Annotated in this window: 6 protein-coding genes; 2 read left to right on the forward strand and 4 right to left on the reverse strand. The window is 39.3% G+C overall.

Annotation, left to right across the window (positions count from 1 at the left end; genetic code table 11):
* Positions 1-20: 20 nt before the first annotated feature.
* Positions 21-3,845, reverse strand: a complete 3,825-nt coding sequence (putA, locus tag H4J73_RS16835; RefSeq protein ID WP_182179261.1) for a bifunctional proline dehydrogenase/L-glutamate gamma-semialdehyde dehydrogenase PutA — start codon at positions 3,843-3,845, stop codon at positions 21-23.
* A 690-nt stretch (positions 3,846-4,535) separates the two neighbouring features.
* On the reverse strand, positions 4,536-6,323 hold the full coding sequence (locus H4J73_RS16840) for a PhoX family phosphatase (protein ID WP_182179263.1): 1,788 nt from the start codon (positions 6,321-6,323) through the stop codon (positions 4,536-4,538).
* 176 nt (positions 6,324-6,499) lie between these two features.
* Here H4J73_RS16840 and H4J73_RS16845 point away from each other — a divergent pair, with 176 nt between their 5' ends.
* Both H4J73_RS16845 and H4J73_RS16850 read left to right on the forward strand, forming a co-directional pair.
* On the forward strand, positions 6,500-8,146 hold the full coding sequence (locus tag H4J73_RS16845; RefSeq protein ID WP_182179265.1) for a hypothetical protein: 1,647 nt from the start codon (positions 6,500-6,502) through the stop codon (positions 8,144-8,146).
* 188 nt (positions 8,147-8,334) lie between these two features.
* Positions 8,335-11,229: a pitrilysin family protein gene (locus H4J73_RS16850; RefSeq protein WP_182179267.1), complete on the forward strand. Its 2,895-nt coding sequence runs from the start codon at positions 8,335-8,337 to the stop codon at positions 11,227-11,229.
* Between the two features lie 157 nt (positions 11,230-11,386).
* On the opposite strand, the gene H4J73_RS16855 is transcribed toward H4J73_RS16850, so the two are convergent.
* Both H4J73_RS16855 and H4J73_RS16860 read right to left on the reverse strand, forming a co-directional pair.
* Positions 11,387-12,706 (reverse strand): PAS domain-containing sensor histidine kinase, encoded by a 1,320-nt coding sequence (locus tag H4J73_RS16855; RefSeq protein WP_182179269.1) that lies wholly within the window; start codon positions 12,704-12,706, stop codon positions 11,387-11,389.
* On the reverse strand, positions 12,696-14,066 hold the full coding sequence (locus tag H4J73_RS16860) for a sigma-54 dependent transcriptional regulator (protein ID WP_182179271.1): 1,371 nt from the start codon (positions 14,064-14,066) through the stop codon (positions 12,696-12,698). Before H4J73_RS16860 ends, H4J73_RS16855 begins: the two co-directional genes overlap by 11 nt.
* Positions 14,067-14,160 lie beyond the last annotated feature (94 nt).

Genomic DNA, 14,160 nt, shown 5'->3' on the forward strand with positions numbered 1-14,160 from the left:
GCTTTTTATCTAATCAGTTGTTAATCGTCTTCAACTAAGGTCATCAGCGATGTATTACCACCTGATGCCGTGGTATCAATGCTAATCGTTTTCTCGGTTAATAGACGCTGAATTAAATTATCGAAATACTCTGAACTGATCACTGGCAATATTGCCCCTTGACGTTCAGCTAATTTCTCACTGATAAAGTGCTTACGGTCACAATGACTGTCGACCACAACACCGGACAAGGCAGGGTGCGCTAACATCGTTGATAAGTGGCGTAAACGTGCAACTTGAAAAACACCTTCATCGGCACCCGTTGAGAGGAACTTGTCTCTAAAGGCGATTGCTTCATCATAATACAAATCAGAAACAACACTAACAACGGTATTACCGGTAGCCAGCGCCGTTACAATAGACAGTACCCAGAAGTGAAAGCTCACCGTCGCATCGGCAAAACAGATAATATTACCGCGGTTTTCCAAATACAACACATTAGACTCACCGGTTGGTCCTGGTAAGAATGTAGGCTTTTTCAAACGCTTTTCAATATCAATCAACTGCGAACGAGCGCCTTTTAAGGTGAGATTTAGATCGTCGGCTAAATCATCAACAATATCAATATGCGCAATTTTGGCTAATAGCTGACGAACACAAGAAAGACGGGTATTTAACTCAGTTAAGCGCCAGCCTTTTTCTGCTGCATTTGCCTTGTCCATAAACAAAGTTGAGGCTTTATCTGATTCTTCATCACCATCTAAAGCTTCGACCTGCGAAGGTAGCAAGTTAAATTGTTCGGCATCTGGCGTAGCTTTTTCAATAACTAAACGTGTTAAGTAATTGGGTCCACCTGCTTTTGGTCCCGTGCCTGAAAGACCACGACCACCAAAAGGTTGTACACCTACAATGGCGCCAATCATATTACGGTTGATATAAACATTACCTGCGCGTGACAGCTTAGCTAAATCTAAGGCACGGTGTTCAATACGCGTATGAATACCCATAGTTAAACCAAAACCTGTACCATTAATTTTATCTATAACCGCTTCTATTTCATTGCCTTTAAAACGTACAACGTGCACACAAGGGCCAAAGACTTCTTTTTTAAGGACGTTAATATCTTTAATTTCATAAAGACGAGGCGCAAAAAAGAAATGCTCGTGACCGGCTACTTCAGCTGATATTTTACACTGATATAACAATTGACCATGGGTTTGCATATAGTCACTGTGCGCATCGAGCGCGCTGAGGGCTTTTTCATCAATTACTGGGCCGATATCAGTGCTTAAGTATTCTGGATTACCCACATGTAGTTCGGCTAAGGCACCCTTAAGCATAGTTATGACATTATCAGCGATGTCTTCTTGTAAAAATAATACACGAAGCGCAGAACAGCGCTGACCTGCCGATTGAAATCCTGAAGAAATTACATCGTCAACAACTTGCTCAGGCAAGGCAGTTGAGTCAACTATCATACAATTTTGTCCACCGGTTTCAGCGATAAAAGGGACTTGATCGCCCCCTCTATCAGCCAATGTTTGTGAAATTATTGTGCCGGTTTCAGTTGACCCCGTAAACATAACGGTTTGAATACGAGCGTCAGGCACAATAACACTGCCTACTTCGCTTCCGCGAGCAATAACCGCTTGAACAACACCTTCTGGTAGTCCAACCGACTCCATCAATTCAATGGTGCGCAAGGCAATTAAACTGGTTTGTTCAGCAGGTTTTGCTAATACGGTATTACCAGTAGCGATTGCCGCAGCAACTTGCCCTAAAAATATCGCTAATGGGAAATTCCATGGGCTGATACAGAGCACTACACCACGAGCTTCTAAGCGTTCATCCTCTTCGAGTTCAATCGCTTGGTTAGCATAATAGCGACAAAAATCAACCGCTTCTCTTACTTCATCAATACCGTCTTGAGCTATTTTACCGGCTTCTTTAATACATAACGCAATGAGTTCGTCCATATGGCGTTCAAGAATATCGGCAACACGGCATAATAGCGCTGCTCGCTCTGCAACGGGGGTTTTTGACCATGAAGCGAATGTTGCTTGCGCGGTATCGATCATCGCCAACATTTCATCTTTAGTATGATGTTGGTGAAAACCGATTATTTCACTATGATTAGCAGGGTTTTTAACCGCAATAGCACTTGCTGGCACATCTTCGATATTAATTAAGTGATCAGTAAACCAGTTATCTAATGACGATTTTAATGGCGTTATAGCAGTAATGTCAGTTAAGTCTAGTCCTTTAGAGTTATCACGACCCAGACCTTTTGCATCATGGTATAAGGCAATAGGTTTAATTATCTGGTTGTTATATTTATCTTTTAAACGCTGTGTTTTTTCAACCGGGTCACCCAGTAAAGACTCCACCGGTTGAGACTCATCGACAATGGCATTAACAAAAGAAGAGTTAGCACCATTTTCTAGCAAACGACGGACTAAATAAGCTAATAGCTCTTCATGATGACCAACGGGAGCGTAAATACGACATTGAATATTTTCACTTGAAACAATTTGGTCATATAAAGAATCTCCCATGCCATGTAAGCACTGAAATTCAAAACCTTCTTTATCGTCACCAGCTAACTCAACAATCGTAGCGGCAGTATAAGCATTATGCGTAGCAAACTGTGGGTAAATAGTATCTCTATATTCTAATAATTTGTTTGCACAGGCATGGTAAGAAACATCAGTAGAAGATTTACGCGTAAATACAGGAAAATGCTGAAGACCATCTTTTTGAGCATTTTTAATTTCAGTATCCCAATAAGCGCCTTTCACTAAGCGGACCATCATTTTTCGGTTGGCACGTAGCGTTAAGTCTCGTAACCAATCCACCACAAAAAGGGCGCGTTTTTGATAAGCTTGTAATGCCATACCAAAGCCTGTCCAGTCGCCTAAATCATTATCACTAAAAACAGCTTCAATAATATCAAGTGATATATCTAAACGTTCAGATTCTTCTGCATCAACCGTTAAACCGATATTGTAGCTTTTTGCTTGTAAACAAAGTGCCTTAAGTTTTGGCACAATTTCAGCCATCACCCGTGCTTTATGGGTAAATTCATAACGCGGATGTATCGCTGAAAGTTTGACTGAAATACCAGGAACTCTGCGAGGGTCACTTTTACCCGAAGCGCGGGCAACGCCGCCAATGGCATCTATTGCTACCTGATAGGCTTTAAAGTAACGGTCAGCATCCCCCATTGTACGGGCGCCTTCACCGAGCATGTCGTATGAATAGACATAACCTTGCTGTTCTTTAGTCGCCGCTCGTTCAGTCGCCGCTTGGATAGTTTCACCCATCACAAACTGCTTGCCCATAATTTTCATGGCGTAGTTCATTGACTTACGAATAACAGGCTCGCCTAAACGACCAATCACTTTTTTCAATAAACCAAAACGATCTTTTTTACGTTTATCGGCATAATTCACCATTGTACCGGTGATTAATAACCCCCATGATGAGGCATTAACGAACAATGAATCACTGCTGCCTAAATGGCTACTCCACTGTCCTTGAGAAATTTTGTCACGTATCAAGGCATCTTGAGTGTGTTTATCTGGCACACGAAGCAAAGCTTCAGCCAAACACATCAATACCACACCTTCTTCACTTGAGAGTGAGTATTCCTTTAATAAGGCATCTATCGCGCCATTTCCTGATTGGTCTTTACGAATTTGTAAAACCATTTTACGAGCTCTTTCCCAAGCTCTACTTCTAGCACTAACATTAACTTCTGCCACAGGTAGAATATGATCTACTGCTATATTTTCATCAATACGATAAAATTCACGAATTTTCTGACGAATTGGGCAGTCTGTGCTAAACGAACCATTAAAAAGCATATACTCTTCCTCAAAATGACTACATACCAGCTTGGTGTTATGTAGCGATAGTTACAATAGAATGTATTCGAGCATTCTAAATAAAAACAAATAGAATTTATGTGTTCAATTCTGATTCACTCAATTATAAATGTCACTAAAGTACAATACCACCATAGAATGTATTTCATGGTTAAATAAAATATAAAATATAAGGTATAAAATATAAAGCTGAGTAAAAACAATTCAACTAGGGGCTAAACTTCATTAATATTGTGCTAAACCTCTGTAAAAAGTGGGTTATTGATATTGATTGTTCTGGGGTAACCCTTCAGGAATTGAGCAAAGAAAGTAATAATATAGAAGGTAATAATATAGACGGTATGCTTAACAACATTCGTAGTATTGCTGATCAAACCTACCTACTTGGTTTCATGCGGCAATAGAAGTAGCTAGAACAGTTGAGCAAGAACGAGGTCGTAGAAGAAATTAATTCAAATTTAATGTCGATAGCTCGAGATACACTATTCTTACTGAAACAAGATCAATCTCTAGTGAGCGATTAAATAACGTATCAGAACAACTCGGAATTCAGGTTATTAAATTAAAACTAACCGGTTAAAAGACGCGATTGATTGACTTCGTATTAATGTTTAAGGAAAAGCCCAGACATGCTGGGCTTTATCAATATTAACGCTGAATTTTTAAAGGTTATTCACCTTTTGGATTATAAATCCAAAGAGCGTTATTAACATGCTTACTGGTGTCTTCACCAATTAAAACACGACCATCGTCCATCACGGCTAAATTATCAGGGTTTGATATACCATTAACATCACACTTGTTGCCATTAGCGTCGCCGTCTGAATTATAAGCTCCACCAACAACTACCGGTTCCATGCGATTAACGTTGAAGTCTGTTTGTACGCCAAAACGATATACCGCGCCACAATAGGCCGATGAATCAAGCTGAATATCACCAATTTCATCAACCATACCTTTACCTACTTCAGACATCGCAACATACATGAAAGGTACGGCACCACTAGCAACGCCATCGTAATTAATGACGACACCTTCCATTTTACGAAATTCAGTTGTTGCGCCTTTGGCTTTAGCTGCACGTAATGTTTCTAAAAATGCGTAGCGGTCATCGCCGGTTCCGTTAGTTGCCCAATCATCGATTTCGGTTTGAGGTATATAGCTGGTTTCACCTTCAATGTAATCAGCTTCCGTAATACCATTGTATGAATTTATCCAGGTTTTTATTTCGGTATTGTTGCTGCTGCCTAATTCTATCCATTGAATATCAAAACCAGCCTTTGCAGGTGACTTTGTCGCATCTTGCGTTAATTTAGCCGCATATAAAGTGCCGGCGCTTAAATCGCCTGCGTTAGTGGCAACAAATTTATAAAAGGCTTTATTTGAACCGTCATCAGTGGTGTAAACTGTTTTCCAATCGGGCATTACCACAGAGTTCTCATGAGCAACACGACCTAAAGTAAAATGTTTCACCGGTGTCGGGCTAGTAGAGGTTGGGTTAGTTATTTCAACAATATAACCGTAATCGTATGGGTTAGGTAATGTCGAGCTTGCCAAATAGGTTTGTAAATTTTTAACATCAGGGTAGCTAGGGTAACCATCTAAGTAAGCGGTGTTATTCCATTGCTCAGTATTTTCAGCTTCGTAGTTTTCTTCTGATGTCAAAGGGGTATTCCATGGTGATAGCGTACCAAAACAATTAATGATTGTGCCTAATACCGCTGAAAAATCAACGTTAATCGCATCACCTATTGTCCAAGTTCCACTGTCTTCTTTAGAGAGTTCTATTCGGCTCATTGCACCCGGACGGTCTTCCCATGCGGTGAATAAAAAACCCGTATCGCCACTAGCAGAAGTTGGCACAAAAGCATTGAAATCAGGATCTTGAGATTGCTTAATTTCAGTTGTTTTATCAGAAGTTGTAATAGCCCCTAAACCATGAGGGAGTTGGTTATTGAAAGTATCACCTGCTTGCCCCAAAACTTGGTAACTACCGGCAACAACACGCACTGCCATTTTTTCATCGTCTGTTAAAGGGACTGATAAACTCTCAGTCATTGGATCAAGCGTACTCCAGTCAAAACCAGTCACTACGCCTACTTTTGCTGGTGTTTCGTTACCTAACAAATCGGAAGGATGCTGAACATTAAAAAAAAGCTCATCGTTATCGGTTAAAAACATACCAGTAATTTCTGCACCAACCGGCACTGTCGCTAAACGGGTTAGCTTAGCTGCAGCGGTGATATTTTGTCCATTCGTACCGTTAGTACCAGCAGTACCATTGGCACCATCACTACCATTGACGCCATTTGTACCGTTTGTACCATCTAGTCCACTTGCACCATTCGCGCCGTTTAAACCATTTGAACCGTCATCACCACCACATGCCGTTAACATTGACGAACCGAGAATCACTGCTATTAACGTGGCTATTTTTCTTTTTCTTAGATTCAGCATTTTTATTTTCCTAGAGTTATGTGTAAAAACGCTATTAAAGTAATATTGGGGTGTGACAGTTAAATGACTTCTTTTTTACTTTATTGTTAAGAAAATATGAAGGCGTGCTTCAAATAACTGTAATAAAGGCCTTGTATGATTTACCCAATATATAAATGAATGGGTTATAAAGGCTTATGAAAAATTACGTTCTATTGTTGTGTTTACTTGTACTGTTTATCTTTATTGGTTTTTCAGGTTTTTCAAAAAGCGATGATATGGATGCAGGTTTATTGCCATCTGTAGCGTTAAATCAAATTATTACACCTACAGCGAATGGTAGCTTGAATGAAGAAGCGCCTATCCCTTCGCAGTGCTATACCAAAACAGCAGGAAGTAATAATCCTTGTTATACCTGCCATCAAACTTACCGCACGACTGAAGATACCCCTTATCGCACAAATTTACGTAATGACGGCGTTAACCAAGGGCTTTATAACTTTTCAGATGAAGGTGAAATTAACAGCTGGAAAAACCTATTTGTTAACCGTGAACCTTGGATAAAAAAAATATCAGATGAACAAATAGCACAATACATAGATGAAGATAATTACAGTAAGTTGCCTAAAAAATTGAAAGAAACTGGCTGGCAAGGCTTTATCCCAGACTTAAAGGATTATCATCTAGCAAGTGAAGCCTTCAACGATAAAGGCATAGCAAAAGATGGCACTGGTTGGGTTGCCTTTAATTATAAACCATTTCCAGGGACGTTCTGGCCAACCAATGGCGCAACTGATGACGTATTAATTCGTTTGTCAGAGGAGTTTAGGGAACTCAATGGTAAATATAATGAAAATGTCTATTTAATCAATCTGTCTTTGGTTGAAATGAGCATTAAATCATTAGCCGAAATAGATATTTTTCCAGCCGATGAAACAAATATCAATAAAGATTTAAATAAAGATGGGCAGTTTACCGCACCGGTCGAATTACTATTGGCTCAAGAGTATTTTGTTGGTGACGCACAACATATTAAAGTGCCCCGTCAGCAATATCCCGTTAATACCGAAATTATGCATTCGGTGCGTTATATTGGTATAGACGAAAAAGGCGAAACTTATATTCCTCAGCGGATGAAAGAATTGCGCTATATGACCAAAACACAGGTATTAACTGACACCGAAATAGACAGTGCCTATCGCCGAGAGCGTAAAGAGAAACTTGATGAACAATTACCCAGTTATATTCGCGTTAAAGACCGTGGTTTTAATAATAAGTTTGGCTGGCTGATTCAAGGTTACATTGAAGATTATAAAGGTGAATTAAGGCCTCAGTCTTACGAAGAAACTTTCTATTGCATGGGGTGTCATTCTGCTATTGGTACAACGATTGATCAAACGTTTGCTTTTCCACGTAAAGTAACGGGTAGGGCAGGCTGGGGTTATATTGATTTGAAAGGCATGAAAGATGTGCCATCAATAGGGCAAAAAGAAGGTGAGATTTTACAATACTTACAAATCAATGGTGGTGGTAATGAGTTCCGTGAAAACATGGAGATGCAAAGCAAGTGGTATAAAAAAGATGGTTCGGTTGATAAAGAAAAAGTCATGCAAGCTGATGTTTATACGTTAATTACCCCTTCAAAACTGCGTGCTTATGCCATGAATAAAGCGTATACCCAAATTGTGAGAACACAGAGTTTTATTTACGGACGCGATGTCAATATTACGCCTGCGATTAATGTTCATAAAACGATAGATGAATCAGTTGCCCCTTTAAGACCAGCACATCGAGTCGAAGGGTGGGACATCCGCTTAGATTGGTCTGATAAAGCGGTCGATTAACGCTACTAAGCCCACTTTTATCGAGTATCACTTGAAGTTTCACTATTATTGACCCGTCAATAATAGTGAAATGCGTTTTTTATATAAAAATCGTACCTCTTTACGTTAGTTTCAGATAGATTAATAAGATGATTATTATGAATAATTCTCTTTATCTCGTCGAAAGGTCATAGACCAAGGAAAGCGTAATGAAAATAAGAAAAATAACTGATTTTATTAAAAGCAACAAAACAGTCGCTATCACCCTTACCGCTACTCTTGTATTGAGTGCCTGTGGTTTGGCTGATTCAGCAAAAAATAATACCAGTAATACGGCTAGCATTGAAAAATCTACTGGGAGTGATTTAAACCTAGCCTATGAGTCTTTTACCCTAAAAAATGGCTTGAAAGTCATTTTACATCAAGATAAGTCAGATCCTATTGTCGCAATATCAACGATTGTGCATGTTGGCTCTAACCGTGAAAAGCCAGGAAGAACTGGTTTTGCTCACTTTTTTGAACACATGTCGTTCAATGACTCGGAGAATGTACCAAAAGGTTCAAATCGTAAGCTCATTCCTGAGCTTGGAGGAAGTCGAAATGGTGGCACATGGAGCGATGGTACTATTTACTATGAAGTGGTGCCAAAAGACGCGTTTGACAAATTGTTGTGGATTGACTCTGACCGTTTAGGTTTTATGATCAATACGGTTGACCAAGGTACGTTAGAGCGTGAAAAACAGGTCGTTAAAAATGAGAAACGTCAACGTGTAGATAATCGACCATACGGGCATACCGGTCATGTCATCAAAAAAGCATTATACCCAGAAGGACATCCTTATAACTGGACAGTTATTGGTGATTTAGCCGATTTACAAGCGGCAACCTTAGACGATGTTCGTGAGTTTTATTCAACATTTTATGTGCCTTCAAATGCAACCATGGTTATTGCTGGTGATTTTGAACTTGAAGAAACGAAAGAGAAAGTAAAACGTTGGTTTGGTGAAATTAAAGCCGGTAAAGCAATGGCTGCAATGTCTCCACAACCGGTGACATTAAAAGAAACTAAAAAACTTTATCATTTAGACAATTTTGCAAAACTTCCTGAGATACGTGTAACATTTCCAACCGTCGAGCAATACCATAAAGACTCTTACGCGTTAGACGCACTTGCTGAAATATTATCGTCAGGTAAACAAGCACCGCTATATAAAACGATTGTTGAAGATAAAAAACTGGCACCGGGTGTTTACGCATGGAATAGTTCAGAAGAAATTGCCGGTACTTTTACCCTTTTGGTACGTGGTAATGTTGGTACTCAGTTAGATGTTATTTACCAAGCGATAGAAGAATCCTTGACCGCTTTTGAAAAAAATGGCTTTACATTACAGCAACTCATTAAGATTAAAGCAGAGCAAGAAACATCGTTTTATTATGAAATTGAAAGCATCTTAGATAAAGCGCAAAAACTGGGTCAATATAATGAATATGCCGGTTCACCTGAATTTATAAAAGCAGATATTGCTAACATTACCGCGGTAAGTATCGCTGATGTTAAACGTGTTTTTCAAACGTACATTAAAAATAAAAACAGTATTATCACCAGTTTTGTACCGAAAGACCAAATTGATCTTATTGTGTCTGGCTCTAAAAAAGCTGATGTGGTTGAAGAAAAAATCGAACAAGGAAAAGAAGAAAAGTTCGCTGAAAATGATGCGATAACGTTTGAAGTAACCCCAACAGTTCATGACAGAAGTGAGCCGGCATTAACCGCATTACCTACACTAAATGTGCCAGATGTGTGGCAAAACGTTCAAAGTAACGGACTAAAAGTCTATGGTATCGAACAAAATGAACTACCCATTGTTAACTTCAGCCTAACGATTCAAGGAGGACAGCAATTAGACCTCGATAATAAGCGAGGTACCGCAGGGTTAATGGCACAATTAATGAACGAAGGAACACTCACTAAAACACCGCAAGAGTTAGAAGAAGCGATTGGTTTATTAGGGGCTAATTTACGTATATCGAGTAATAGGGAATTTGTTACTATTTCAGGTCGCTCATTAGCTAAGAATTTTGATGCGACAGTCGATTTGCTTAGTGAAATGTTGCTAACACCAAGGTGGCAAGAAAGCGAGTTTTCTCGTTTGAAAAGCACACGTTTAACACGTATTAAACAAGCTAAAGGTAATGCGAACACTATTGCAAATAATGTCTTTAATAAACTGCTTTACTCAGAAAAACATGTCGCTGGAAACCCTATAGGAGGTACTGAGCATACGGTTGGGAATATAACGCTTAACGATACAAAACAATATTACCAACATAACATCTCACCAAAAATGGCGAGCTTTCATGTCGTTGGTGCGGTTAACGAAAGCCAAGTCAATAAAGCGTTAACCTCACTGAATAACTGGCAAGGGGATAAGGTTAAATTGCCTAAGCAACCGACGATTACAGAGCGTGACAAACCCCAGTTTTACTTTATCGATGTTGCTGATGCTAAACAATCAGTCATTATGGTTGGTAAGCCCGTTGTCTCTGGTCAAAATGCAGACTTCTATCCTATTCAAGTGGCTAATAATCGTTTAGGTGGTGGTATGAGTGGTCGATTGGCGCAGACGTTACGTATTCAGAAAGGCTACACGTACGGAGCATATTCTTCTATTCGAGGGGCGAGTTATCAGTCACCTTTTATAGCGTCATCGCAAGTGCGAACTAATGTGACTTTAGAATCTCTGGAAATATTTAAATCGCTGATTAGTGAATATAAAAATAGTTTTACAGAAGAAGATCTCGCGGTAACACAGAATATGATTATTAAAGGTAATTCACGTAAGTTTGAAACACTCGATCAGTTACTGGGTATGTTAACTACTATGAGTCAATTTGATTTAGCTGCTAACTATATTGACCAGCAGCAAAATTATGTGACGGGCTTGAAATTAGACAACATCCATAAAAATATTGATCAATACTTTGACGAGCAGTCAATGATTTATTTAGTCGTTGGCGATGCGAAAACTCAATTAGCTCGTATGAAAGACTTTGGTTATGGCGAACCCATCGTGTTAAATACTGATGGTGAACAAATGCATTAATAGCGAGTTAGACATAGTAAGATTTAGATGGGCAGATAACGCATTATTTGCCCAATTAATAATTTTTAATAACCCCTTATTTCAACATTCAACATTCAACTTTAAATATTCCTAACCTTATCGGCATTATCAATGTTTTTATGGAAGGAATTTCTGCTTAGAACCGTCCGAATGCCAACCTAAAACAGGCGCCACAATTTTGCTTATCAATATAATTTAAATCGCCGCCATGCTGAACCATTATTTGCCGAGATAAACTCAAGCCTATGCCTGACCCTTTATTTTTTGTGGTAAAAAACGGCACAAAAATTTGCTCCTTGACGTGGTCTACAATACCCGGACCGGAGTCTTCTATATCTAATAATAATTCTTGGCGGGTACTATTATCGGTTTGATAAAGCGTTAAAGAAATCTCTTTGTGCGCAGACTTTGATAGTGCATCAATAGCATTCTTGATAATATTTATGAGTGCTTGCTCTAGTTGAGCGCTATCTGCCATTAGCAAAGCACTTGACTGAATTGACAAGTTCAGCTTGATATTTTGTTTTTGCATTTCTCCCTTAAATAAACTTAATACGCTTGCCACTAATTCGGCTAAATTAAGCTCAGCTAAGATTGGTTTTGGTAAAGAAGCCATTTTATGAAAACTTTTGATAAAAGCACTCAGGTGCGAAGTTCTGTTGGCCAGCGTGGTCAATGCTTCGGTGAGGTCTTCTTTGTCTTCGCTGTCGATGAATACAAGTTCATCAGGCAATAAATCAACAGCGGTTTGGGCTAATGACGCGAGTGGCGTAATTGAATTGGCGACTTCATGTGTTAACACTCTGGTTAACTGTTTATAAGCTTGTTGTTCTTTGGCAATTAACGCCTGATAGATAGATTGAATACTGACAACTTTTAATGATTTTCCTTGAATTTCACAGCAACTAATATGAACAGAAAGAGTGTCTGAGTGCTCACCATGTTGCCACGAAAGTGTAACTCGCGCACTGGTATGCGTTTGGCTAATTAACTCTCCCAACTTGGCCAATGGGCGAATACTCTTAGTTAAGTGGCCAAGTAATCGTTCACTGGCGGGATTCTTATGCAAGATATTGTCATTGTCATCAACCACTAAAATAGAGATGTCGAGATGAATTAACAGAGCTTGTAAATATTGCGCCTGAACTTCAGCTTCAAGGCGGCTATGTTGTATTTGATCCCGCAGTTGAGTGAGTTTTTCGGATAAGGGGTCTGATTGCGTTAACCCTAAGCTCGGATCATTATTTGCCAGCGCGTTAATCACTTTTATTATTTGATTTTTGCTCTGTTGATGAAAAACCAATACTTTTATCGCGGCAAATAAAGTGGTTATCAGTAAAATGACCACCACAGCAGACAGTCCATATTGTTGATACATAAATTGACTACTGAGCAGCAATAGCGAAAATATGACCAACCAGCTAACTTGTTTTAATCGTTCGTTATTAAAGCTCATACTTGTCTAACCTACGATATAGCGCACCACGCGTTAGCCCTAACGCTTTCGCCGCCTGGCTAACATTGCCTTTAAAATGACTTAAAGCATTGGCAATGGTGAGTTGTTCTACTTGCTCTAAATTGAATATTTCTGGCTTATCATTAGCTATTTTTGGAGTTTGCTTGGTGTTAATAATAGAGCTGATATCAAGACTTTTACCATCCGTTAAAATGACCGCCCGTTCAATGGCATGACATAATTCCCTGACATTACCTGGCCAAGAATAACGACTCAGTCTTTGAATGTCGGAGGCGTTAATCACTAACGCTCGGTTGTATTTATGGCAAAAATGCTTGAGGTAATAACTAATTAACAAGGGAATGTCTTCTTTACGTTCGCGCAATGGCGGCAAACGTATCTCAATGGTATTGACTCGGTAAAGTAAGTCTTGTCTAAAGCGGCCGTTATCGACAGCCTCTAAAAGATTATCGTTGGTGGCACTGATTAACCTAATATCAATAGCAATGGATTTAACGCCACCAACCGGGGTTATTTCTCTGTTTTGTAGCGTGGTTAATAATTTTGCTTGTTGATTTAACGGTAAATTAGCGAGTTCATCAAGAAATATACTGCCGCCTCGGGCGAGTTCAAAGCGACCAATGCGATCAGACTTTGCATCAGTGAACGCGCCTTTTTTATGACCAAAAAGCTCACTTTCAAATAATGTCTCGGTAATTGCGCCCATATCAACATTAATAAAGGTTTTATTGGCTCGCAAACTCGCCTGATGAACAGCTCTAGCGACTAATTCTTTACCGGTACCACTCTCACCAGTGATGAGAATATTTGCATCAGTTTTAGCGGCTTTGTCGATGGTACTAAAGACTTGTTGCATTATTGCGCTTTGGCCGATAAAAGGCTGGCTTTCGCCGTTCATTACCTGACTTAACCCTTGTGTTTGTCTGGTTAGCTGATCAACTTTTTTCTTTGTTTGTGAATGTTGAAATGCCGAAGCCATAGCGGCAAGTAGCTGATCATTTTGCCAAGGTTTAGTAATAAAATCGGAAGCGCCTGCTTTAATAGCATCAACAGCAAGCTTGATATCACCATAGGCGGTCATCATGATCACCACAATACTTGGATTGATCAATAATATGGTTTTTAACCAGTGAAAGCCTTCCTGACCACTCAACGCATCTTGGGTAAAATTCATATCGAGGACAATGACATCAAAATCAAATTGGCCAAGGAGTTCCTCAATTTGGTGCGGATCATCAGCTGTTTTTACTAGGCTATAGTGCTTTTTAAGTAATAAGCGAGCGGAGGTTAAAATGTCGAGATTATCATCTACAACTAAAACACGTCCAGACTGTTTCATGAGGTTTCATTCCGTTAAATAGGCGTTTGTTTAAAAAACTAACGTGGTTAGGCTGCAATTACCCTACCTGACTCCCCTAATAATGAAAAGTAAA

Source organism: Colwellia sp. MB3u-41, assembly GCF_014076845.1.
Lineage (GTDB): Bacteria > Pseudomonadota > Gammaproteobacteria > Enterobacterales > Alteromonadaceae > Colwellia_A.